Origin of the sequence: Vibrio sp. B1ASS3 (assembly GCF_905175355.1) — a bacterium.
Lineage (GTDB): Bacteria > Pseudomonadota > Gammaproteobacteria > Enterobacterales > Vibrionaceae > Vibrio > Vibrio owensii.
The window spans coordinates 2,991,936-3,016,643 of sequence record NZ_HG992742.1 but is presented as its reverse complement, the minus strand read 5'-3'; the positions used below and the strand labels follow the sequence as shown (position 1 = coordinate 3,016,643).

The following is a 24,708-nucleotide window of genomic DNA, read 5'->3' as shown; positions in this document are numbered from 1 at the left end:
TCTTGCTGCGCCAACTAGCCCTATTTTTTGGGGCTTTTATCCTCTCATTTCAAGCATTTGCTTCAAGTGAAGCGAATGCGATCTTCTACCCTTTGCCAAATCAGGTTAAGGGGACTTTTATTGCGGCGAAAAAATTGTTTCCTGGTGAGCATGGTGGGCTTTGGATCCACGATGTTCATGGCCGAGTACTGTTCTACAATGGGCAGACAACCCTGCCTAAATCAGGAAGTTTTCTGCAAACAAAAGCCGAGCAACTGGCCTACCATAAAGGCTCATTCTGGACGTTTGTCGAAAATGAAGTGTACCAAACTTATCCCAACCAAGAGCGTCGCTTGGTTTTTAGCCTCAATCCTGGCTCGCAGATTCGAAAGATTGGTTCATCGGGTAACTTTATTTGGGTGAGCGATGGCGCGCATTTCTATACCTACAATATTGAAACCAGCGAACTGAACTCTTTTTCTTTGCTTCAGCTCTATCAGCACAGCAACAATAGCTACGTTTATATTAATGACGCTATTTTTGTAGAGACAAAATGGGCATTAGCGACCACGTCAGGCGTTTATTTATCTGAAGGAAGTAAATTCAACCACGTGGTTTCTTCTGGTAAGCATTACATTGAAAAAGTGTATTACTCCCATACAAGGCGAGAGATTTTAGTTGGCACGCTTAAAGGGGCGCTGATCTTCAATATCTATGAGCCAAATAAACCGGTCATTAGAATCGGTGCCTCGCATGTGCTGACTTTTGCGGAAACCAACCAAGAATACTGGGTAGGAACGGAGCAGGGGCTCTACTTGTATTCTTTCTTGAGTGGAGAGGTGACTCAAGTAACCCCAGCAAGCTTCCTTGAGTTGGAATTAGCGAGCACTAAAATCTATTCGTTATTGAACGACAATATGGGTGGTATGTGGATTGCGACCAACCAAGGTATTCGCTATTACTCATTGTTCAGTAAAAAGTTTGAGCGGATAACCTTCAGTAGTTATGACCAACAAACACTGACCGGACGTATTCGACAAACGTTAACAGGGCCAGATGGCGCATTATGGTTTGCTGACGACCACAAGCTGTATCGTTCAGGAAGTTCAGAGATTACTGAAGTCTTACATCTACCATCCCAGATAAATGAATTTGCTTTTCAAGGTGAAAAACTCTGGATAGCCACGTCTTCCGGTTTAGAGATTTACAACCTAAATAACTTACAGCGTGTGACGTTTCCATACCTTCGTGTCATTGCTGGAAGGGAAATTGATCATATCGTCTCTGATGGAACTGACCGACTTTGGGTTTCCAGCGGCTATCAACTATTTAATATCGATGCTGCGAGTCAGCAGATGAGAAACTTTGGCAGTGATTGGTTAGTCAGTCAGTTTTTGCCTGCGAAAATCACCCGTTTATACGACAAAAAAGATTTGCTTTTGATTGGTACTGACCACGGCGTCTATGAATACGATGGTGAGCGAATTCGATTTAACCGCTTCTCAGAAAAGTACGGTGAGTCACTCGATATCATTACCGCGATTGATGGTTCTCATTGGTTTGCTTCTGCTTATGGTGTTTTCAAAACGGTACCGGGTAGCGATGCAAAAGAAGTGATGGAAATGAGCGTATCAAATTCTCGCCCGGCCTGTTTACTCAGTGACTCAGAGGGTGTGTGGCTTGCTTCATCAGTGGGGCTCAGCTATTACCATCTCTCAGGGCAGTTGATGAAGCATTATTCTTCAGCATCCGGCCTCATTAATAATGAATTTCTTCCGGGTGTTTGTAATGTTATTCGTCGCTCAGAAGATAGTGACCGCCAACTTATCTTTGGCTCTCAATATGGTTTAGTAAAAGCCGACTCGTCAAAGTTACTCGTATCCAACACGCCAGAATCCCAACTGATCGTTAGTCAAGTCATGCTGGAAAATGAGGTGGTTCAAGTTGGTAGTGCTGACCTAGAAAGTATGAAGCTACCTTATGGCTCTTCGTTAAGCTTTCTTTTTGGGGTGATGCCGAAACCAGATAACCAAAACCTCTATTATCGCTTGAACGAGAGCGACCAGTGGCAATCGCTGGAAGGTGGTCAATTAACACTAGAACACCTTAACTCAGGTGATTATCACTTGCAGGTGAGTAATGATTCGCAGCTCGCGTCTGGCTTAATCGGATTGGACTCAAAATTCACTGTATTAAAACCTTGGTATTTGTCCAAACTGGCGATCACTGGATTTACTTTGGTCACCATCGCCATTGTCGCTCTTTTGATGTATTGGCGCTCACGGTATGTGTTGCAAGCGAACCGTGACTTGGCAGCACAAGTGACGTTAAAAACCAACCAGCTTCGCCATCAAAGTCGAGTTTTATTGACCAGTAACCAGCAACTAAGAAAGCAGATTCAAGTGAGAAACTTGCTGGTGGACCATGTTGCACAGTCAATTAAGTCGAGCGTTGACTCGATAGCGCATAAGTTACCTGTTGATTTAGATTCAGTGACTCAAGATCATCTATCAAAAACGTATTGGCAGTTAAACGAATTAAAGAGCTCTCCGGGAGACACCAGTAACGGAAGTCAAAACTATAACCTGAGTCAGATAACGCAATCTGTTGTGGATGTTTGGCGTGAGGACTTTTCTAAAGCCGGTATCAGTGTTGAGCTGCAAGACAATCACAAAGCAAGCCGTATTTCATTAGAAAGCTTTAACCTTGATGTCATATTCAACAGTATTTTCGCCAATAGCATCAAACGCTCTTTCCGAGGACAGTCGGTTAAATTGGTATTGGACGAGGCTAATGACATCGTCTCATTGAGTTTTATTGACTACGGAACGCAATTACCAAGTAAAGCGGCAGTAATGCGCCCAACCAATGCCAGTAATGTAGATTTGAGTATGGATAACTTACCTCAACTTGTTGCCGCAAGTGGAGGGCATTTATCTATGTTTGCTTCTGATGCTCAAAATAAAATAGAGATTACTTGGCCATGTGCTCAAGAACCGAGCCATGTTGAAGAAGTATTGCCCGAGTTTACGGAAGTTGAACCACAGCAGCAAACTACCTCACCAGAGCAAGAGTGGTTGATGAAAGTTTACCAATTGGTTGCTGAGCATTATCACGATCCGGAGTTTGGTACGGCATCTGCTGCGAAGATGCTTTATATGTCTGAGCGAAGCCTACAGCGGCGCTTTAAGTCGGCTTCGTCAAGAACGCTAAAAGACTACGTGACAGAAGTAAGATTAGAAACAGCCTGTGAACAGCTACTCGCAGGAGAGAAAATCAGTGAGGTTGCATTTAACTGTGGTTTTAATGACCCATCGTACTTTAGTCAGAAGTTCAAGTTGCACTTTGGCTTGCCTCCTTCTAAGTTTGCCATGACTCAAGATAGTCAGACGAGCCTTTAGCTCTTAATTTGACATTAGCTAGCCCAGCCTTAGTGCTGGGCTTTTTCATGCCTGTGAGACGAACGGTGTCGTAAAGAACGTCATATAGATATTGGACAGAAGGGCATGCTCTCTAATTTGGCAGGATAAGGGATAAGGCGCACAAACCATCTTATGAAGAACATGTGCAGTAAAACGGTTATGAAAGATGGTGATAGATAATAGAGATAATTGGGCTTTGTTTGAGAAGAAGGTTGAGAAATTATAGGGAGTTAATTGAGAAGCGAATGACGAAAGAGAAGAAAAAAATATCGTGGTATAGCCGGGGGGACTATACCACGGGTGTCAATGACACCTTCGCTTGCTGCCGGAGTGACATGTTGCCATGCCACCTCTGGAATTTTTTTGAGAGGCTGTTGTCTCTCGATGGGTTAACTATACGAGACCTTACTTATTTTTCTTATAAAAATAACGACAGCTTTATGTGAGAAAAGCGACAAGTTGTATTTTCATTTGTAACTAACTGTATTTTAAATGATTTTTACCATTGATGAGTTTAAATGTTACGTTTGTGTTAATCTGCATTTGGCTGAAAATATTCGATTTTGACGAAAATGACGTGAGATTAATTAACGGAGTTGACGTTTCATTTCGCCAAAAGCATTAATGAAATCTTTGATTTCACACAATGAATGAGAGGGTATAGAAGAGTAACATTAGCGCCCTATACTATTAATAATAATATTTATCATTTGCACTACTCTTAAGGGCCACTATGAAGCTATCAGAAATTAAACCTGGCGAAACAGTGACAATTCGGTTGTTAGAAGGACTTACGTCGGACGTCAGAAAAAAGCTAATGGTTATGGGATTACTTCCAAATACTGAGGTTAAAGTTATTCGACGTGCTCCAATGGGCGACCCACTGCAAGTTGAAGTTCGTGGTGTTTCTGTTGCATTGCGAGAGGCCATTGCGCAGAACATTGAAGTGGAGCGAGCATAATGCAATACCAAATTCTTACGGTCGGTAACCCAAACAGCGGTAAAACGACACTTTTTAATGGCCTTACTGGTGCAAAACAACAAGTCGGCAACTGGGCTGGTGTAACGGTTGAAAAGAAAACTGGCCAGTTCAAACACGCTGGCGATGAATTTCTGCTGACAGACCTTCCGGGTATCTACTCTCTAGATAGTGGTAATGACAGTAATAGTATCGATGAGTCTATCGCGTCTCGTGCGGTTCTGACGCACCCTGCTGATCTGATCATCAACGTAGTCGATGCAACAAGTCTTGAACGTAGCTTATATATGACACTGCAGCTGCGCGAGCTTGGTCGTCCTATGATTGTTGTATTAAACAAAATGGACGCACTTAAGCGTGAACGCCAAATCATCAATGTTGCAGAACTCGAAAAAACGTTGGGTTGCCCGGTAGTTAGCCTGTCAGCGACAAACAAAGCACAAGTAGCCGAATTTAAAGAGAAGCTGCACAAGTCTGTGGTTCAAGGTGTTGCGTTAAAAGAAGTCGCTTTGAATTACGGCGAACAAATGGAGGCGGCGATCGGCAAAGTTTCGGCTCTTTTCAATGATCAAACCGTTTCTCACCGAGCATTGGCGATTCGCGCACTAGAAAAAGATGCACTGGTTCTTAACAGCATGTCGGATGCAGACCGCAATAGTGTTGAAAATACGATTGCCGAGCTAGATCTTGATGTTGACCTGCATGTGGCTGACACCAAATACACACATCTTCATGAAGAGTGTAAGAAAGTACGTCGTAGCGAAGGCAAGCTAAGCCGCAGCGTGACTGAAAAGCTAGACCAATTCATTTTGAACAAGTGGGTGGGCATCCCATTCTTCTTTGTTGTGATGTACCTAATGTTCATGTTCTCTATCAACATTGGTAGTGCATTCATCGACTTCTTCGATATCGGTGTTGGTGCTCTGTTGGTTGATGGTGGTCACCACTTGTTAGACGGTCATTTACCTGTGTGGTTAGTGACGGTTCTTGCTGATGGTATCGGTGGTGGTATCCAGACGGTTGCAACCTTCATTCCGGTTATCGCGTGTTTGTACCTGTTCCTAGCGGTACTTGAGAGCTCAGGTTACATGGCTCGTGCAGCATTCGTACTAGATAAAGTGATGCAGAAGATCGGTCTACCGGGCAAAGCATTTGTACCGTTGGTTCTTGGTTTTGGCTGTAACGTTCCGTCAATCATGGCAACTCGTACTCTAGACCAAGAACGTGAGCGTAAACTGGCTGCATCTATGGCGCCATTTATGTCATGCGGTGCTCGTCTGCCTGTATACGCGCTATTCGCTGCGGCATTCTTCCCTGGTTCTGGTCAGAACATTGTATTCGCACTTTACCTACTTGGTATTGTGGCAGCGATCTTCACAGGTCTTTTCCTTAAGCACACGCTTTACCCAGGTAGCAGCGATAGCCTAGTGATGGAAATGCCTGATTACGAGCTTCCGACGCTACAAAACGTGGTGATCAAAACTTGGCAAAAGCTAAAGCGCTTTGTACTTGGTGCAGGTAAAACCATCGTTATCGTTGTTGCTATTCTGAGTTTCTTCAACTCATTGGGTACTGATGGCAGTTTTGGTAACGAAGACAGCGAAAACTCTGTGCTTTCTAAAGCAGCGCAAGTAGTGACTCCAGTATTCTCACCAATCGGTGTTCAAGAAGACAACTGGCCAGCGATGGTAGGTATCATTACTGGTATCTTCGCAAAAGAGGCGGTAGTTGGTACGCTGAACAGCCTATACACGACGCCAAGCGACGGTGAAGACGCAGAATTTGATCTAATGGGCAGCCTAGAAGAGGCAGTAATGAGTATCCCTGAAAACCTAGCTGGTTTGAGCTACTCAGATCCACTAGGCATTGAAGTGGGTGACTTAACTGACTCAAATGCAGTTGCAGAAGAACAAGAAGTCGATGCTTCTATCTTCGGTAACATCAAATCGCAGTTTGCTTCTGGTAATGCCGCATTTGCCTACCTAATCTTCATCCTACTGTACACACCTTGTGTGGCGGCGATGGGTGCTTACGTACGTGAGTTTGGTCATAAGTTCGCACGCTTTATCGCGGTTTGGACAATGGGCTTGGCTTACCTATGTGCGACGTTCTACAACCAATTGACGCATTTCGCAGATAGCCCAGTGACAAGTGGCATTTGGATGGCAGTGATCGTAGCTATCTTCTTTGGCACATACCGTGTGTTCAAACGAGTTGGCAAGAAGCAAAACGGTGCATTAGAGGCGCAAGTAGCATGATTTTAAAAGAGCTTTATCAATACATTGCAGACAAAGGAACCGTCTCCCAGTCAGATCTGGCTAAGCAGTTTGGGATGAGTGAAGATGGTGCTGACGCGATGTTAAGCGTGTGGATTAAGAAGGGTAAAATTAGCCGCTTAGTTGACACCAATAAAGCTCATGACGTGACTCGAGTTCGCTACTCAGTGACTAAACAGGATGGTTTGTCTCTGACAGTCACCATGTAGCGATTATCAAAATTAGTTATCTAAAAATTATCACGTAAAAACGACAAAGCCGCATCAGCAATGATGCGGCTTTTTTCAACTTATAAGCTCAGATTTTGCAAAGTTTCCCTGTTAAGCTTTTTGGAAAATAGAGCTCAGTGACAGAACATTTTTAATGCGACCAAGTAATTCGTTTTGCTCTTCTTCTGTACGGAATTCACCTTTGGTGTTACCCCAAACTGGTCCCGGCCATGCTGCGTCATCTTTGAAGCGAGCAATATGGTGAATGTGCAGCTGAGGCACCATGTTACCTAGTGCGCCAAGGTTTAACTTATCTGGACGGAAGGTTGCTTCTAGTGCTTGGCTTACTGCCTGAGACTCTAGCAAAAACTGTTGCTGTTCTTTCATTGACAAGTGGTGAAGCTCTTTTAGGTTTGCACGTTTTGGTACCAAGATAACCCATGGCACTGCATTGTCTTTATGTAGAAGTGCTACGCACAGTGGGAAGTGACCGATAACGGTGGTGTCTTTTGCCAATTGAGGGTGCAGTTCAAAGCTCATTATATTATCCGATTTGAATTGAATGACATCAGTATACGCCAGATAAAACAAAAGGTTGACGCTTTCACGCCAACCTTTCGAAATCATCTCGATTCTCGATTCTCGATTCTCGATTCTCGATTCTCGATTCTCGATTCGCTTACATACGCTCTAGAGTATCAATACCTAGTAGAGACAGACCTTGCTTGATGGTCTTCGCTGTTAGCGCTGCTAGTTTCAGACGGCTTTGTTTCACTGCTTCGTCTTCAGCAACTAGGATAGGACATGCTTCGTAGAAGCTAGAGAACTGACCTGCTAGTTCGAATAGGTAGCTACACATGATGTGTGGTTGACCTTCGCGAGCAACAGATTGAACCGCTTCTTCGAACTGCATCAGTTTTGCGATAAGCGCTTTTTCTTTCTCGTCAGTGATCTTAATTTCACCTTGTAGATCATCCATAGAAACGCCAGCTTTAGCGAATACAGATGCTACACGAGTGTAAGCGTATTGCATGTACGGTGCAGTGTTACCTTCGAACGCTAGCATGTTGTCCCAATCGAACACGTAGTCTGTAGTACGGTGCTTAGAAAGGTCTGCGTATTTAACCGCTGCCATTGCAACTGTGTTCGCGATCGCTTTCTTCTCGTCTTCTGCTAGTTCTGGGTTCTTAGATTCGATCAGCTGTGCTGCACGCACTTCTGCTTCATCAAGAAGATCAGCAAGACGAACCGTACCGCCTGCACGAGTCTTGAATGGCTTACCATCTTTACCTAGCATCATACCAAACGCGTGGTGCTCAAGAGATACTGACTCTGGCACGTAACCCGCTTTACGAACGATAGTCCAAGCTTGCATTAGGTGTTGGTGCTGACGAGAGTCGATAAAGTAAAGTACGCGATCCGCGCCTAGTTCTTCGTAACGGTATTTCGCACATGCGATGTCCGTTGTTGTGTATAGGAAGCCGCCGTCGCGTTTCTGAACGATAACGCCCATCGCTTCGCCGTCTTTGTTCTTGAATTCTTCAAGGAACACAACTTGCGCGCCGTCATCTTCAACCGCAAGACCTTGTGCTTTAAGATCTGCTACGATCTTAGGTAGCATGTCGTTGTACATGCTCTCGCCCATTACGTCATCACGAGATAGAGATACGTTTAGACGATCGTAGTTGCGTTGGTTTTGGATCATGGTTACGTCAACCAGCTTCTTCCACATTTCTGCGCAGAACTCGTCGCCGCTTTGCAGTTTCACAACGTAGTTACGTGCTTTCACTGCGAATTCTTCGTCTCCGTCGTACAGTTTCTTCGACTCACGGTAGAAGCCTTCAAGGTCAGCCAGTTCCATAGAAACTTCGCCAGACTCTTGTTGCACACGCTCAAGGTTTGCGATAAGCATACCGAACTGAGTACCCCAGTCACCGATGTGGTTCGCACGGATCACTTTGTGACCTAGGAACTCAAGAGTACGTACTACTGCATCACCGATGATGGTTGAACGTAGGTGACCAACGTGCATTTCTTTCGCAACGTTTGGTGCAGAGTAGTCAGCAACGATAGTTTGAGCTTCGTCTGCTGCAACGCCAAGACGTGAATCAGCCAGTGCTGCTTCCGCTTGTTTTGCTAGGAACTCTTCGCTTAGGAAAATGTTGATGAAACCAGGACCAGCGATTTCTGTTTTGCTCGCAATACCATCTAGGTCTAGAACATCCAGTACTTTCTGTGCAAATTCTCGTGGGTTAGTACCCAGTTTTTTAGCAACGCCCATTACGCCGTTTGCTTGGTAGTCACCAAATTGTGGCTTTGCTGATTGGCGTACTGCAGCAGGACTGCCTGCAGGTGCGCCAGCGGCTTCTAGAGCCTGAGATACTTTGTCATTAATAAGTGCTTGGATATTCACACGCGTTTCCTTCAATTCAAGGACGAAGAACTCGGCGAAGTAAGTGCCGAGTTCTGTTGGAGTTCACAAAAATGGGGCTAATGATAACAACTTTATTGCTTTTCATACAGAGAGGAATTGGGGAAATTTATACTTTTTCGATTGAATGGAAATGTGGCTTAGTTTGCGTTTACTATTGCGCTCAGAGTAATGAGATAAATCGCCCCATAAGAGAGCCACAATGACGACTCAACTAGTTGAAAAACGCCTAGCGCCTGAATTGATGATCCAAGATCTGGATGCATTTATGGCGAAGATTGAAGAGCTTGCATCCCTGTTAAAACTGGATCTGAGCTTTGCTCAAGCTGACCATATTGCGCTGCGTATTAATGATACTGAAACCGCGAAAGCTGCGCATGAGGCTTGGAGTCAATATGGCAAAGTGATTTCACAAGCGAAAATCAACGGTCGCCCAATTATTGTTATCGAATTCGACAAAGCGTTGGAAAGCCGTGGTTGGAAGATTGAGTGTCTGGAGCTGCCATACCCAGCGGAAGGCAAAGTCTACCCAAGCGAAAGTTGGGAGCATGTGGAGTTCGTGATTCCATCTCATGCCGAAACCGCAGATGAGTTTCTTGCTGATTTGAAACATACTTACCCAGCGTTTGGCGGGCGTTTTGACGAGTTAGAAGAGCTAGATGTGAAGATCAAACTGTCGAGCCCGAAAGGGGAAGGCGAACGCTTGAACAACCCAACGGTGGCGTTTAAGTATCAAGGCATTTGTATCAAGCTACACCCGCATTCACTTAAGCGTGTTGTGGAGTCTGAGCAGGCTGAATAAGTGAGCTCTTAACAACTATAAAAAAGAAGGGGTTGCCAAATGAGCAACCCTTTCTTTTTTCAAATGCGATGAACTTAAAGAATAACCGTCTTATTGCCGTAAACAAAAACGTGGTCATTGATCACTTTATTCAGAGCCTTGCTCAATACGTTCTTCTCTACATCGCGACCTGCTTGCGCCATATCTTGTGCGCTGAACGTGTGATCCACTGGAATAACGTCCTGCTTGATGATTGGACCTTCATCCAAGTCATTTGTCACGAAGTGCGCCGTCGCACCGATGATCTTCACACCGCGGTCGTAAGCCTGCTGATATGGCTTCGCACCGATGAAAGCGGGTAAAAAGCTGTGGTGAATGTTGATGATCTTGTGACGGTATTTCTCTACGAAAGTCGGAGTGAGAACTCGCATGTACTTCGCAAGTACAAGGTAATCGGCATCGTATTGATCAATCACTTCAAGCATCTTCTGTTCGTGCTCTTCACGGCTAAGATCTTCGTGAGTAACGTGATGGTAGGGAATATCAAAACGCTCAGTGAGTGTTTGCAGTTTGTCGTAGTTACCAACAACCGCAGCAATTTCAACATCTAAGCTGCCATCGTAAGTCTTCATCAGAATATCACCCAGACAGTGTGCTTCTTTAGTTACTAGGATAACGATGCGTTTGCGGCGAGAGCTAATGAGTTTGCGTTTTGCACCTTGTGGCAGTGCTTGGTCTAAATCGGCGAGTAGCGTTTGATCGTTGAAGTAACCCTCCAACTCGGTTCTCATGAAAAAGTGCCCACTGGTGTTATCAACAAACTCGTTATTATGAACGATATTCAGCTGATGCTTATAACAGATATTGGTGATTTTTGAGATCAAACCCGGTGCGTCAGAACAATGGGTTAACAGTGTTTTCTTTTCCATAAATCAGATACTTCCATGCATTATTTTTCTAGCGTACGAATAAAAGGGTCACGTCAGAAGCGTGAATCGTACTGCAATCTGACTTCATAAATAATCTATTCTCGGCGCGGTTTCAACAAATTATCCGCGCGATGCTAAAACCTAGTGCTTTTGTTGGCTGATGTTTACGCTCAACTCCTGATATACTCTCGACAATTTTTCCAACCAGATGTCAGGCATGATCGCAAAAACATTCTCCTCTGAGGGCGCGTTAGGCAAAGCCATTCCGGGCTTTCAAGCTCGCCAGCCACAAATCGATATGGCAGAAGCTGTCAGCAGTGCGATCAAAGACCAAACTCAACTGGTGGTTGAAGCCGGAACGGGAACGGGGAAGACCTTCGCTTACCTTGTGCCTGCGCTCTTGAGCGGCAAAAAAGTCATCATCAGTACCGGGTCGAAGAACCTACAAGAGCAGTTGTATCACCGTGACTTACCTTTGATGGTCAGTGCTTTGGGCTTTTATGGACAAGTGGCGTTACTAAAAGGTCGCTCCAACTACCTATGTTTGGATCGTCTTAGCCGACAAATGGTCGAGAGCCATACTAATGAAGCCGATCCAACACTGCTGACTCAATTGGTTAAAGTCCGCACTTGGTCGTCTGAAACCAAAACGGGCGATTTAGGTGACTGTGAGGATCTGCCAGAAGACAGCATGATCATCCCGACCATTACTTCAACCAACGACAACTGTTTGGGTAAAGAGTGTCCGAGCTACACCGATTGTTTCGTCTTAAAAGCACGCAAACGCGCAATGGATTCAGACATTGTTGTAGTCAACCACCACTTATTCCTTGCGGACCTTGCGATCAAAGAAACTGGCTTTGGTGAATTGATCCCAGAAGCTGACGTGTTTATCTTCGACGAAGCCCACCAGCTTCCAGACATTGCCAGTGAATACTTCGGACAATCGATTTCTAGTCGTCAGATCCAAGAGCTCGCTAAAGACATTGAGATTGCTTACCGCACTGAAGCAAAAGACATGCGCCAACTGCAAAAAGTCGGCGATAAGCTGATGCAAAGTGCAATGGATATGCGCATCGTACTGGGTGAGCCGGGCTTTCGTGGTAACTGGCGTGAAGCATTGCAGTCGGAATCGATCAAACGTGAATTGGTGCGCTTAACCGATAGTTTAGATCTGGCGATTGACGTGTTGAAACTGGCGCTAGGTCGAAGCCAATTGCTGGATACCGCCTTTGAGCGTGCCAATCTGATCAAAGGACGCATTGACCGTGTCTGTGATGTCGATATTACAGGTTACTCATACTGGTACGACACATCTCCACGTCACTTTGCTTTGCACATTACGCCACTATCGGTGGCGGATAAATTCCATGAGCAAATCGAAATCAAACAAGGCGCGTGGATTTTTACTTCAGCAACGCTCGCGGTATCGGGTGACTTTAAACACTTTACCGACCGTCTTGGATTGAAGCCGAAGCAGCAGTTTTCGTTACCATCTCCGTTCGATTACGAGAAGCAAGCGCGCCTATGTGTGCCTCGTTATTTACCAGAGCCAAACAGCCCAGGCTTAGCCGACAAACTAGTGCGAATGCTTGCGCCTGTGATTGAAGAAAACGACGGGCGTTGTTTCTTTCTTTGTACTTCGCACAGCATGATGCGTGAGCTTGGTGAACGCTTCCGTGAAGTACTGGATCTGCCTGTGCTGATGCAAGGTGAGATGAGCAAACAAAAGACCCTTGCCGAGTTTATGGAGTTGGGTAATGCGCTGCTGGTGGCGACGGGTGCATTCTGGGAAGGGATCGATGTTAGAGGTGATGCGCTGAGCTGTGTTATCATCGACAAATTACCGTTTACTGCCCCTGATGATCCGCTACTCAAAGCCCGAATCGAAGATTGTCGATTACGTGGTGGTGAGCCGTTTGCAGAAGTGCAAATTCCGGATGCGGTTATCACGTTAAAGCAGGGCGTAGGACGTTTGATTCGAGACCAAAAAGATCATGGTGCCTTAATCATTTGCGACAACCGTTTGGTAACGCGTGATTATGGTGGCATCTTCCTCGGCAGTTTACCGCCCATCCCAAGAACACGGGATTTGGAACGAATCAAAACATTCCTAAAAACAGAACAACCTGCCGCAGACTAATGCGCTGTGGCATCAATAAATTAAAGAAGAATTGTAGAGAGTTACATGAGCGCAAAAATTCTTGCTATCGATACGGCAACTGAGAACTGTTCAGTTGCGCTACTGGTTAATGACCGAGTGATTTCACGCAGTGAAGTGGCTCCTCGTGACCACACTAAGAAAGTACTGCCTATGGTAGACGAAGTACTGAAAGAAGCAGGTCTGACTCTACAAGATCTAGACGCATTGGCGTTTGGTCGTGGTCCGGGCAGCTTTACTGGCGTTCGTATCGGTATTGGTATCGCACAAGGTTTGGCGTTCGGTGCTGACTTACCAATGATCGGCGTTTCAACGCTGGCTGCGATGGCACAAGCAAGCTACCGCCTACACGGTGCTACAAATGCCGCGGTTGCGATTGATGCTCGCATGGGTGAAGTTTACTGGGCACGTTACACTCGCCAAGAAAACGGTGAGTGGGCAGGTGTGGATGCAGAATGTGTTATTCCACCAGCGCGTCTAGCGGAAGAAGCGCAAGCAGACGACAAAACGTGGACTAAAGCGGGTACTGGTTGGGATGCTTACCAAGAAGATCTTGGCAAACTGCCATTCAACTTAACGAGCGGTGATGTGCTTTACCCTGATTCGCAAGACATCGTGATTCTTGCTGAGCAGGAACTTAAGAAAGGCAACACAGTCCCAGTAGAAGAATCGAGCCCGGTTTATCTGCGTGATAATGTGACGTGGAAGAAACTTCCGGGTCGCGAATAATCGGACTTTCAATGATATGACAAAGTGCAGGGCGTTTGCCCTGTATTTTTATGGAGCGTTATGGCGTCTATCAATGGTTTACCTCCTGCGTTAATACCGGGTGCAAATCGCACCAATAAAGTCGGTAAAAAAGGGCAGGTAAAGAAAGCTCAAGATAAGCAGCCCGTTGGTCAACCTTCTAAGGTGGCGAACGCTGTCGCGCATTCCATTAAACAAGTGGATGAGTCTCAGATTCATCGCGCTCAAGTGCAATATGATTTGCCCGAGGGTCATGCTCGCAAAGCAATGGAACAGTATATGGACGTCATGAATCGAGCGAAGAAAGAGGAACTTGCTCAGTTACTTGGTGTCGATATCTATGTGTAAAACAACGAATTTATAGTGGGGGTTTATGAAACTTTCTGGACGTATTTTTCTGGTTATTATCGCGGCATTCGGGCTTTCTGCCTGTAGCTCTCTTCCTGAAGAGCTGAATGCAAGCACCGAGCAGGTTGTGACGGATTACAAAGCCTTTGCCGAAGACCAAGGACAGGCTGCTAACGATGTCCGCCTTGGTGGTGTTATCGCGAAAGTGGATAACTTGAAAGACCAAACGCGTCTGGAGATCGTAAACCTACCAATCAGCAAATCAGGTAAGCCGGATATTGACCAAGAACCAACCGGTCGCTTCGCAGTGTACTTTGATGGTTACCTAGAGCCGGTTGCGTTTAGCCAAGGCCGACTTATTACCGTTGTTGGCAAAGGCGCGGGCGAAGAAGAAGGCAAAATTGGTGAGCACCAATACATCTTCCCAGTCATCAAAGGCGATGGTTACCGCTTATGGAAGATTGAAGAGCGCGTACGTATGTACGACACGCCAACCTATTACTACCCTTGTTACTCCATTAACTGCCGCATGTGGCGAAATGATTTCCCTCAAGACGGCAAGGTGATCAAGAAGGTTAAATAATCTGTGATGAATGAGCGCCGTTTCGAACTCCCAAATGGGAGCATGGCAGCCTTAGAGATCGGAAACGAAAAAACGACTGCTTATTCAGTCGTTTTTCTTCATGGGTGGATGGATAACGCGGGCAGCTTCAAAACCTTGATGAACGCCATCCATCAGTGCAATCCTGATCTTCATTTACTGGCAATTGACCTATTTGGTCATGGCTTATCCAGTCATAAATCCTCAGACAATTACTACCCCTTCCACGACTACATTGCTGATTTACACCAATTATTGGATGAATTATCGCCAAACAGACTGGTGTTAGTAGGGCATTCACTAGGCGCTTTAATCGCAAGTTGCTATAGTGCTGCCTTTCCTGAACAGGTCGAAGCGTTAGTGCAAATTGAAGGAGTGGGTCCACTCGCAGAACAGCCTTCCAATAGCGTAAAACGACTGCGTGATGGTGTCCTTAGCCGGCAACGTCAACGCAACAAACCGGAGCGAGCTATCGCTTCTTTCGATCTGGCGTTAAAGCTACGCATGCAAGCGAATCACCTGACCGCCGAGCAGTTGATACCAATCGTAGAGCGCGGAACTGAATGTCGCGATAACCAATGGTTTTGGCGACACGATGCCAAATTAAAGTGCGATTCTCTTTATCGCATGGCACAGGATCACGCGAACTCGATCACCAGCCAAATACGCTGTCCGCACCTAATCATATTGGGTGACAAAGGATTTCAGCATTTACAGTCTAACCAATTCGATTGGGGCGAAAATCCACCGAACGTGGTTTCTGTCGCGGGTGGGCATCATTGCCATTTAGAGCAAACACTCGAGGTCGCAAAGCGAATTCTTGGTGTAGTTAACAAAATTTAAACAAGTGTTTGAGAGTTACGTGCTCAAGCACGTTTGCTGTGCTGTAATAGTGCTCAAAATAAAAAGGACGCTATTTTTTAGCCAGTTATAAACGAGGAGTAACATCGTGGATAAACCATGGCTTTCACGTTATCCAAGTGACGTACCTGAAACCATTAATCCAGAGCAATATGAGTCTTTGGTAGAAATGTTCGAACAGTCTGTTCAAAAATACGCAGACCAACCGGCATTCATGAACATGGGCTCGGTCATGACCTTCCGCAAATTGGAAGAGCGTAGCCGCGCATTCGCCGCATACCTACAAAACGAACTTAAGCTGAAGAAGGGTGACCGCGTTGCTCTTATGATGCCAAACCTGCTTCAATACCCTGTCGCGCTATTTGGTATTTTGCGTGCAGGCTGTATCGCTGTGAACGTGAACCCACTTTACACTCCTCGTGAGCTTGAGCACCAGCTAAACGATGCTGGCGCAACGGCGATCGTTATCGTTTCTAATTTCGCGAACACACTAGAGCAAATCGTAGAAAACACGCCAGTGAAACACGTGGTTCTGACCAGCCTTGGTCAAATGCTGCCACGTGCGAAAGGTACTCTTGTCGACTTCGTGGTTAAGTACGTGAAGGGCATGGTACCTAAGTACGACCTACCGGGTGCAATCTCAATGCGTAAAGCGCTGCACAAAGGTCGTCGTCTTCAGTACGTGAAACCATTTATGTCTGGCGATGATATCGCATTCTTACAGTACACTGGTGGTACAACGGGCGTAGCGAAAGGCGCAATCCTGACGCACCGCAACATGATCGCTAACGTAATGCAGGCGAAAGGTGCTTATGGTCCTGTATTGTCTCCGGGTCGCGAGCTTGTTGTTACGGCACTGCCGCTTTACCACGTATTCGCGCTGACGGTGAACTGTCTACTGTTCGTCGAAATGGGCGGCAACAACCTGCTTATCACTAACCCACGCGATATTCCAGGCTTTGTGAAAGAGCTGCAAAAATACCAGTTCACTGCGATTACTGGTGTAAACACGCTGTTTAACGCGCTAGTGAACAACGAAGATTTCCATGAGCTAGATTTCAGCAACCTTCGCCTAGCAGTAGGTGGTGGTATGGCAGTGCAACGTGCCGTCGCTGAAAAATGGCAAAAGACCACAGGCTGTTACCTACTAGAAGGTTACGGTCTAACAGAATGTTCTCCATTGGTGGCGGCTTATCCGCACGACCTAGTGGAATATAACGGTTCTATCGGTCTGCCTGTGCCATCAACTGAAGTACGTATTGTTGATGAAGAAGGTAACCCACTAGCAAACACAGAGACAGGTGAGCTTCAAGTTCGCGGTCCTCAAGTGATGCAAGGTTACTGGCAGCGCCCAGAAGCGACCAAAGAAGTGATCAACGAAGACGGTTGGCTATCGACGGGTGATATCGTTAAGTTTGATGATGAAGGCTTCCTACACATTGTTGATCGTAAGAAAGACATGATTCTTGTGTCTGGCTTCAACGTTTACCCGAACGAAATCGAAGACGTAGTTGCACTACACGGTAAAGTGTTAGAAGTCGCGGCAATTGGTCAGCCTCATGAAGTGTCTGGCGAGCTGGTGAAGATCTACGTTGTAAAACGCGATCCAAGCCTAACCAAAGACGAAGTGATTGCACACTGTCGCCAACACCTAACTGGCTACAAAGTGCCGAAGTTGGTTGAGTTCCGTGAAGATCTACCGAAGACCAACGTAGGTAAGATCCTTCGTCGCGTACTGCGTGAAGAGAACGACGCAGAGCTAGCGAAGAAGAGCGCATAAGCGGATTTCTTTGTGCAACAATCATTTATTGCCAAATAGTGTTAGAATGCCAGCGTTTTGCTGGCATTTTTTTATAGCGAGAAGCATGTGAACTATCAGATCATTACGAAAAACAAAGACCTAGAAGAAGTCTGCGCTCTAGCAAGAGAAGCCGACGTAGTTATGCTGGATACCGAATTCGTGCGAATCAGGACTTACTATCCGCAACTAGGTTTGATTCAGCTTTTCGATGGCAAACAACTTTCCCTTATCGACCCAACTGAACTGACTGACATGACGTCGTTCGTCGAGTTGCTAAAAGACACCTCAGTGCTAAAAGTGCTGCACGCGTGTGGTGAAGATTTAGAAGTCTTCCAAAATGCCTTTGGCTGCACACCATTCCCGATGGTGGATACTCAGTTGATGGCAGCATTCTTGGGTCACGGCCTGTCGACAGGCTTTGCTACGCTAGTGGAAGAATACCTAGGCGTAGAGCTAGACAAGAGCGAATCTCGCACCGACTGGATGGCGCGTCCACTGACTCAAAAGCAGCTTGATTACGCCGCGGCTGACGTGCACTACCTAATGCCTCTTTACGAGAAGCTATTAGATAAAGTGAACGAAGCAGGCTGGTGGGAAGCGGTTCAGCAAGAGAGTGACCTGCTTGTATCAAAGCGTATTCGTAACTTAAATGAAGAAACCGTCTACCTAGACATCAAAGGTGCATGGCAGCTAAGACCGGCTGAACTAGCGATTCTTAAGCCTTTGGCTACTTGGCGCTACCGCGAAGCGATTAAGCGTGACCTAGCACTGAACTTTATCTTCAAAGAAGGTGATTTGCTGACAGTGGCTCGCCTTGGTTTGACTGGCTTTAAGAAGATGGAAGCGGAAGGCATCGACATTCGTGCGATTAACCGCCACGGCGCACGAATTGCGGCTATCGTGAAAAGTGCAAAGCAAACACCTGCCGATGATTACCCAGCTAAAATCGAGCGTTTGATGGATTACCCAGGCTACAAGCAAATCTTCAAGAACATGAAAGATGTGGTGAAGGTAGCATCGCAAAAATCAGGCTTGGCGACCGAGTTCTTGGCGTCTAAAAAGCAGATCAACCAAATCATCAGTTGGGTATGGAAGAAAGACCGCGACCCAGCGCGTCTACCGGATGTGATGCAAGGCTGGCGTCTTGAGTTACTCGGCGAGAAGATGAATAAGGTACTGAAGTAAGTACCAAATAAAAAAAGGTTGGCACTATCGCCAACCTTTTTTGTAACACGCATTTGTATTTTACTTGGAGTCCCCATTTTAGCAGGGCTAATCCACTGGGTCATTCCAGCGAACCTAGGTGAGACTAGGAATCTACTGACAGTCCGCTTTGAAGCCAAAACCTTCTTTCACCAATACTCTGGTAATAGATTCTGAATCACGCTCGTACCTCGCTGCCCAGAATGACGAAGAGGAAGACTCTCAAGCAAAGTCGAAAAGTAATTACTTCTCGTCTTCTGGCAACTTCACGTTTAGCTCAAGAACCGAAATATCATCGTCCTTGTGTTCAAATGTCAAATCCACCATGTTTGGATCAATCGCAACGTATTTGCTGATCACCTTCAAGATGTCCTCTTTCAATTGAGGCAAGTAAGAAGGCGCAGGATCGTTCTGGCTACGACGCTCAGCAACGATGATCTGCAAACGCTCTTTGGCTAGATTCGCAGAAGTTTTCTTTTGTGGGCGGAAAAATTCTAGTAGTGACATGTCTAGCCTCCGAATAGTCGTTTAAAGAGTCCTTTCTTCTCCTCAGTAAGGAAACGAAATTCAACCTGGTTGCCCAGTAGGCGGTCTACCGTATCAGAGTAAGCCATGCCTGCGTCTGTGTTCTCGTCAAAGATCACTGGCACACCTTTGTTTGATGCATTCAGTACCGCTTGGCTTTCTGGAATCACGCCCAGTAGAGAAATGTGTAGGATCTCTTCTACGTCTTCAACGCTTAGCATCTCACCTTGTGTTACGCGAGATGGGTTGTAACGCGTCAGCAATAGGTGCTGCTTAACAGGCTCAAGACCTTGCTCAGCACGTAGAGACTTAGAATCCAAAATACCTAGGATGCGGTCAGAGTCACGAACCGAAGACACTTCTGGGTTCGTCGTTACAATCGCTTCATCTGCGTAGTACAGCGCCATCAGAGCACCTTGCTCGATACCTGCTGGAGAGTCACAGATGATGAAGTCGAAGCCCATTTCATCCAATTCAGTGAACACACGTTGCACGCCATCTTTGGTTAGCGCGTCTTTATCACGTGTTTGAGACGCTGGAAGAATGAATAGGTTATCTGTGCGCTTGTCTTTGATCATCGCTTGGTTAAGCGTTGCTTCACCGTTGATGACGTTAACAAAGTCATACACCACGCGGCGTTCACAGCCCATGATAAGATCGAGGTTACGCAAGCCGATATCAAAATCGATCACCGCAGTCTTTTTGCCCTTAAGAGCCAGACCAGAGGCGATGGCTGCGCTTGAAGTGGTTTTACCAACGCCACCTTTACCAGACGTTACTACAATAATGCGTGCCATTTTATTTCCTTTTTAGACTAAATCGTGAGTGTTTCTAGATGTAATGATTCTTCGGCTTTACTGATCATTACTTTCTTTTGCCAATACTCACTCTCAATTTGATCGCTCAACCAGTAATCTCCTGCAATGGAAACCAGTTCAGCTTGTAAATCGTGACAAATAATTCGTGCTTCTTGTTGGCCGCTCGCCCCAGCAATGGCGCGTCCGCGTAGGGTGCCATGAATGTGGATAGATCCATCAGCAATCACTTCTGCACCAGCGCTTACGTGTGCTAGTACAACCAAGTCACCGTCTTTGGCGTAAATCTGCTGACCAGAACGTACAGGCGTACGAACGATTTTGGTCGGCGCCATTTTCGCTGGTGCTTGAGTTGGAGATTTGCTCGCAGACATGATGGCGAAGCCCGCTTCTGAGGCAAGGTTTTGAACACGCTTATCTTTACAGCCAGTCACACCAACCGGAATAAACCCTGCATCGGCGATGCCTTGTTTAAGTGCGGTGAAATCAATATCGCCTTCTACTTTTGCTATATTGATAACCAGAGGTGCGGATGCGAAGAAAGAGGGTGCTTGAGAAACCTTTTCTTGCAAAAATTCGACAGTCTTAGCGATCTCGTTGTCAGAAAGGTGTAAAACTGACAATGTAAAACTGCTACCTTTAAGGTCAGGTGAATGGGTCATCGTGGACTTCTTGCCTTTATTGAAAGAGCGTTGCCTTAAACTAGGTCTGTCATGTTATATTTCATCCTTTAGCGCAGCAAGTTCTCAAGCGGGCAAATAAGTGAATTAATCTCAAATTTGCTATCAAGTTTGCGAGAATTTTACGTTTTCAACAAAATCCGCATTCAAAGCGGGTAAATCAGCACAAAAGGCTCGTCATGCTTTGTTCTATTTATAAAAGTTCCAGAAAAGAAGGCACTTATCTCTATATTCCGAAAAAGGATGATTTCTCACAGGTTCCTGACACGCTAATGCAGATGTTCGGTAAGCCTATGCCGGTGATGACAATCAAACTTGATGGTCGTACTTTGGCACAAGTTGATGTCGAGAAAGTGAAAGCGTCATTAATTAATGATGGTTTCTTCCTACAGGTTCCGCCTCCGCCGGAAAACCTACTAGAAAAATACAAAGAACAAAAAGCCCAGCAGAAAGGCGAATAACGTCACCGCTTTTCATCTGGGAATTCTGCCTCGCTCAAGGAGGGCGATATGAAAAAGATACTGGCAGCAATGCTCAGCGTTGGTATGTGCACTTCAGCCTTTGCAAGCAGCGATGGCTTTGATGAATACCTAAATAAATTGCGTGCAGAAGCGCGTGATAAAGGCATTTCCGAACAGGTGATCAGTGCCGCTTTTGCTGATGTGGAATACAAACCACGCGCGGTAAAAGCTGACCGTAACCAACCTGAGAAGAAACTGACGTTAGATGAATACATTCCGCGCGCGGTACCTGAGTGGAAGGTAAAACAAGCGAAGCAACTGTATAAAGAGCACTACGCTGAACTTAAACGCATTGGCGATGAGTTTGGCGTGCAGCCGCGCTTTATCGTTGCACTTTGGGGCGTAGAAAGTAACTTCGGTAAGTTCACTGGTAACTTCCGCGTGATCGACGCGTTATCGACCATGGCATTTGAAGGTCGTCGTGAAGAGTTCTTCCGGAAAGAAACCATGGCGGCGCTACAAATCCTAGATGAAGGTCATATCGAGCTAGAGAACTTCAAAGGTTCTTGGGCAGGCGCGATGGGTCAATGTCAGTTTATGCCAAGTTCATTCCTACGCTTTGCCGCGGATGGTAACGGCGACGGCAAGAAAGACATCTGGCAATCAGAAGCGGACGTGTTTGCTTCTACTGCGAACTACCTAAGCAAATCTGGCTGGGATGATAAGTTCACCTGGGGTCGTCAGGTTAAAGTGCCACACGGCATAGACCACAACCTGCAAGGTCGCGAAGCGGAAAAAGGTAAGTACCTGCAAGAGTGGAGCAAGCTTGGCATCACCAAATACGATGGCAGCCCACTTCCTAAACTGGACGAAGACATCAAAGCTTGGCTGATCATGCCAGACGATGAGAACGGCCGTACTTACTTGGTGTACAACAACTACAATGTGTTGATGAAGTGGAACCGCTCTTACTACTTCGCACTGGCGGTAAGTCACTTAGCTGACCGCATCACATTCTAGGTTGAATGTATAAACGAATAAAAAGGGGCTCTTCGGAGCCCTTTGTTTTCTCTATTTGAAACGAGGTTTGCGTGTTATCTGAACGTGCTGCACAAATGGTGATCTTCTCGGCGTTGATCAAACATAAGAACTTTACCGCCGCGGCAAAGAGCCTAGGTGTGTCTGTTTCTCACGTCAGTAAACAGCTCAGCCAGTTGGAAGCGTCACTAGGCATCAAGCTTGTGCAACGCACCACGCGTAGCTTCACGCCAACCGAAGCCGGGCAAACCTTCTATCACCACTGTGAACAAGTGGTACAAGCCGTTAGCAGTGCAACGTTAGAGATGGAAAGCCAACGCGATGAAGTCGCCGGTTTGGTTCGTCTTGGGTTGTCGCAGTCTTTTGGTACGTTGCACATCATTCCTGCCATTCAAGAACTTCGTGAGAAATACCCGCAACTGCAAGTCGAAGTGCATTTGTTCGATTACAAAGTCGATATGCTCGAAGAAGGTTTGGATTTGTGGATCACCAATAATGAACACTTACCAGAAGGCTACATCGCTCAGCGCTTAGCAGATTGCCAATTCGTGGTTGCGGCATCGCCTGATTATCTACTTAAGCACGATACGCCAACTGAACCGAATGACTTGTCACAGCATAACTGCCTTATTTACCGCAGTTGGGAGCGTGACTACACCAGTTGGGCGTTCACCAATCGCGAACAAGAGCTTAATGTGAAAGTCTCTGGCAACTACTCGGTCGATTTAGCAGAAGCGGTGCGTGATGCCGCAATCGCAGGGTGGGGGATTGCTTACTTAGCCACTTATTTGCTAGGGGATGAATTCCGCTCAGGCAAATTGATCCAGCTTCTACCATATTGGAGAGCCAGCCAATCCATGCCGTTTTATGCGGTGTACCCAAGTCGTCAACATATGCCGAAAAAGATCTCAGCAGTGATCGAATTCATCAAACAGAAGATCGGTTCGCCTTGCCATTGGGATCAGCGATTAGCGCCGTATATTTCGATTCCTAAGTAGGGAATACATAAGGTGATTTGAATCACAAAATTTTTCCAAATCCAGAAACATCTTTTCCATTTGGAAATAATAACTTTAGGCAAACGTTTATCTTTATTTAATTCAATGAGTTATTTTGCTGGTTAAAGAGTGAGCAGTCGAGATTCTCAGCCTGTTAACATCCCCAACTTGCAGCATTTCTTTCACTCTATACAATCCGACGCCTTTCCTGTTCCCCCTTTTGTCGGATTCATTTTATGAACTCAATTCTTGGTATCGTAGCCATCCTATTCGTAGCATGGCTGCTTTCGACTAACCGTAAGAACATTCGTCTACGAACGGTGTCTTTGGCTTTTGCTCTACAAGTAATCTTCGCGCTATTGGTACTTTACGTACCAGCGGGTAAAGAAGCGCTTAACGCAGTAACTGGCGCGGTTTCTAACCTAATCAACTACGGTCAAGAGGGCATCGCGTTCCTATTTGGCAACCTAGCAACAGGTGGCTTTACCTTCGCGATTAATGTACTTGGTATCATCATCTTCTTCTCGGCACTGATTTCGGGTTTGTACCACATTGGTCTAATGCCAAAAGTGATCAACCTAATCGGTGGTGGTCTTCAGCGTTTGCTAGGTACAGGTCGTGCAGAATCGCTATCTGCAACAGCGAACATCTTCGTTGGTATGATTGAAGCGCCGCTTGTAGTAAAGCCATACCTAAAGCACATGAGTGATTCTCAGTTTTTCGCAGTAATGACTGGTGGTTTGGCATCGGTTGCTGGTGGCACGCTAGTAGGTTACGCATCACTGGGTGTGGATCTTAACTTCCTAATCGCAGCGGCATTTATGTCTGCGCCTGCGGGTCTTCTGATGGCAAAAATTATGATGCCAGAGACAGACACCACAACTCCAGATATCGACTTAGACCAAGTAGAAATGCCACGCGCAACCAACGTGGTTGAAGCAATGGCAGACGGCGCAATGTCTGGTCTACGTATCGCAGTGGCGGTAGGTGCAACCCTATTGGCGTTCGTGAGCGTTATCGCCATGCTAAACGGCATTCTAGGCTGGTTCGGTGGTCTATTCGGTATGGAACTGAGCTTCGAGCTAGTACTTGGCTACCTATTCGCACCAATCGCATGGTTGCTAGGTATTCCTTGGAATGAAGCTATTGTGGCTGGCTCACTGATCGGTAACAAGATTGTGGTAAACGAGTTCGTAGCCTTTATCCAACTGATGGAAGTGAAGTCTCAGCTAAGCGCGCACTCACAAGCTATCGTAACCTTCGCACTGTGTGGTTTCGCGAACATCTCAACCATGGCGATGCTAATTGGCGGTCTAGGCTCACTCGTACCAGAGAAGCGCTCATTCATCTCGAAATACGGCTTCCGCGCAATCGCAGCTGGTGTAATGGCTAACCTGATGAGTGCATCAATCGCTGGCGTGATTCTGAGTTTGTAACAGAACCCCTCCCTAACCCTCCCCTTA

At 46.1% G+C, this 24,708-nt stretch carries 22 protein-coding genes; 16 read left to right on the top strand and 6 right to left on the bottom strand.

Going from position 1 to position 24,708, the window contains the following annotated elements; all coding sequences use genetic code 11:
- Nucleotides 1-2: 2 nt before the first annotated feature.
- The 4 genes from KJB05_RS13595 (at nt 3) to KJB05_RS13580 (ending at nt 6,865) form a co-directional block, all read left to right on the top strand.
- A complete protein-coding gene (locus tag KJB05_RS13595) occupies nt 3-3,380 on the top strand; it encodes an AraC family transcriptional regulator (protein WP_208446040.1) in 3,378 nt (1,125 codons plus the stop codon).
- Nucleotides 3,381-4,134: 754 nt separating this feature from the next.
- Entirely contained in the window at nt 4,135-4,362 is a 228-nt protein-coding gene (locus KJB05_RS13590) for a FeoA family protein (RefSeq protein WP_033005426.1), read from the top strand.
- Entirely contained in the window at nt 4,362-6,638 is a 2,277-nt protein-coding gene (gene feoB, locus KJB05_RS13585) for a Fe(2+) transporter permease subunit FeoB (protein ID WP_208446041.1), read from the top strand. The genes KJB05_RS13590 and feoB overlap by 1 nt, the downstream gene beginning before the upstream one ends.
- Entirely contained in the window at nt 6,635-6,865 is a 231-nt protein-coding gene (locus KJB05_RS13580) for a FeoC-like transcriptional regulator (protein WP_005426709.1), read from the top strand. Before feoB ends, KJB05_RS13580 begins: the two co-directional genes overlap by 4 nt.
- Before the next feature lie 111 nt (nt 6,866-6,976).
- Here KJB05_RS13580 and KJB05_RS13575 read toward each other — a convergent pair whose 3' ends face one another.
- Entirely contained in the window at nt 6,977-7,405 is a 429-nt protein-coding gene (locus KJB05_RS13575; RefSeq protein ID WP_208446042.1) for an HIT domain-containing protein, read from the bottom strand.
- Nucleotides 7,406-7,544: 139 nt separating this feature from the next.
- Nucleotides 7,545-9,278: an arginine--tRNA ligase gene (argS, locus tag KJB05_RS13570; protein ID WP_208446043.1), complete on the bottom strand. Its 1,734-nt coding sequence runs from the start codon at nt 9,276-9,278 to the stop codon at nt 7,545-7,547.
- 220 nt (nt 9,279-9,498) lie between these two features.
- On the opposite strand from argS, the gene KJB05_RS13565 reads away from it, so the two are divergent.
- The gene (locus tag KJB05_RS13565) at nt 9,499-10,098 is read left to right on the top strand and encodes a VOC family protein (RefSeq protein WP_208446044.1); all 600 of its coding nucleotides are present in this window, start codon (nt 9,499-9,501) and stop codon (nt 10,096-10,098) included.
- 74 nt (nt 10,099-10,172) lie between these two features.
- Here KJB05_RS13565 and purU read toward each other — a convergent pair whose 3' ends face one another.
- Entirely contained in the window at nt 10,173-11,006 is an 834-nt protein-coding gene (gene purU, locus KJB05_RS13560) for a formyltetrahydrofolate deformylase (protein ID WP_005428723.1), read from the bottom strand.
- 217 nt (nt 11,007-11,223) lie between these two features.
- Here purU and KJB05_RS13555 point away from each other — a divergent pair, with 217 nt between their 5' ends.
- The 7 genes from KJB05_RS13555 (at nt 11,224) to rnd (ending at nt 18,710) form a co-directional block, all read left to right on the top strand.
- Nucleotides 11,224-13,149, top strand: a complete 1,926-nt coding sequence (locus tag KJB05_RS13555; protein WP_009698575.1) for an ATP-dependent DNA helicase — start codon at nt 11,224-11,226, stop codon at nt 13,147-13,149.
- A 45-nt stretch (nt 13,150-13,194) separates the two neighbouring features.
- The gene (gene tsaB / locus KJB05_RS13550) at nt 13,195-13,896 is read left to right on the top strand and encodes a tRNA (adenosine(37)-N6)-threonylcarbamoyltransferase complex dimerization subunit type 1 TsaB (RefSeq protein WP_208446045.1); all 702 of its coding nucleotides are present in this window, start codon (nt 13,195-13,197) and stop codon (nt 13,894-13,896) included.
- 60 nt (nt 13,897-13,956) lie between these two features.
- Nucleotides 13,957-14,262 (top strand): hypothetical protein, encoded by a 306-nt coding sequence (locus KJB05_RS13545; protein ID WP_005437006.1) that lies wholly within the window; start codon nt 13,957-13,959, stop codon nt 14,260-14,262.
- A 25-nt stretch (nt 14,263-14,287) separates the two neighbouring features.
- Nucleotides 14,288-14,845: a Slp family lipoprotein gene (locus tag KJB05_RS13540; protein ID WP_208446046.1), complete on the top strand. Its 558-nt coding sequence runs from the start codon at nt 14,288-14,290 to the stop codon at nt 14,843-14,845.
- 6 nt (nt 14,846-14,851) lie between these two features.
- Entirely contained in the window at nt 14,852-15,706 is an 855-nt protein-coding gene (locus KJB05_RS13535) for an alpha/beta hydrolase (RefSeq protein WP_208446049.1), read from the top strand.
- A gap of 106 nt (nt 15,707-15,812) precedes the next feature.
- The gene (fadD, locus tag KJB05_RS13530) at nt 15,813-17,504 is read left to right on the top strand and encodes a long-chain-fatty-acid--CoA ligase FadD (RefSeq protein WP_005437015.1); all 1,692 of its coding nucleotides are present in this window, start codon (nt 15,813-15,815) and stop codon (nt 17,502-17,504) included.
- 87 nt (nt 17,505-17,591) lie between these two features.
- On the top strand, nt 17,592-18,710 hold the full coding sequence (gene rnd / locus KJB05_RS13525) for a ribonuclease D (RefSeq protein WP_005446447.1): 1,119 nt from the start codon (nt 17,592-17,594) through the stop codon (nt 18,708-18,710).
- A 261-nt stretch (nt 18,711-18,971) separates the two neighbouring features.
- Here rnd and minE read toward each other — a convergent pair whose 3' ends face one another.
- Genes minE through minC form a run of 3 tightly spaced genes read right to left on the bottom strand, consistent with a single transcriptional unit; the run spans nt 18,972 to nt 20,730 of the window.
- Complete coding sequence (minE, locus tag KJB05_RS13520; protein ID WP_005437690.1) at nt 18,972-19,235, bottom strand: cell division topological specificity factor MinE; 264 nt, start codon at nt 19,233-19,235, stop codon at nt 18,972-18,974.
- 2 nt (nt 19,236-19,237) lie between these two features.
- Nucleotides 19,238-20,050, bottom strand: a complete 813-nt coding sequence (minD, locus tag KJB05_RS13515) for a septum site-determining protein MinD (RefSeq protein ID WP_005437688.1) — start codon at nt 20,048-20,050, stop codon at nt 19,238-19,240.
- Between the two features lie 17 nt (nt 20,051-20,067).
- Nucleotides 20,068-20,730, bottom strand: a complete 663-nt coding sequence (minC, locus tag KJB05_RS13510; protein ID WP_005437686.1) for a septum site-determining protein MinC — start codon at nt 20,728-20,730, stop codon at nt 20,068-20,070.
- 197 nt (nt 20,731-20,927) lie between these two features.
- On the opposite strand from minC, the gene KJB05_RS13505 reads away from it, so the two are divergent.
- The 4 genes from KJB05_RS13505 to KJB05_RS13490 all read left to right on the top strand — a co-directional run bounded on the left by KJB05_RS13505 (nt 20,928) and on the right by KJB05_RS13490 (nt 24,681).
- Nucleotides 20,928-21,209, top strand: coding sequence for a YcgL domain-containing protein (locus KJB05_RS13505; protein ID WP_012127285.1), 282 nt, complete (start codon nt 20,928-20,930; stop codon nt 21,207-21,209).
- A gap of 48 nt (nt 21,210-21,257) precedes the next feature.
- On the top strand, nt 21,258-22,229 hold the full coding sequence (locus tag KJB05_RS13500) for a lytic murein transglycosylase (RefSeq protein ID WP_005430863.1): 972 nt from the start codon (nt 21,258-21,260) through the stop codon (nt 22,227-22,229).
- 71 nt (nt 22,230-22,300) lie between these two features.
- Nucleotides 22,301-23,245 (top strand): LysR family transcriptional regulator, encoded by a 945-nt coding sequence (locus tag KJB05_RS13495; RefSeq protein ID WP_208446047.1) that lies wholly within the window; start codon nt 22,301-22,303, stop codon nt 23,243-23,245.
- Between the two features lie 236 nt (nt 23,246-23,481).
- Nucleotides 23,482-24,681 (top strand): NupC/NupG family nucleoside CNT transporter, encoded by a 1,200-nt coding sequence (locus KJB05_RS13490; RefSeq protein ID WP_009707195.1) that lies wholly within the window; start codon nt 23,482-23,484, stop codon nt 24,679-24,681.
- Nucleotides 24,682-24,708 lie beyond the last annotated feature (27 nt).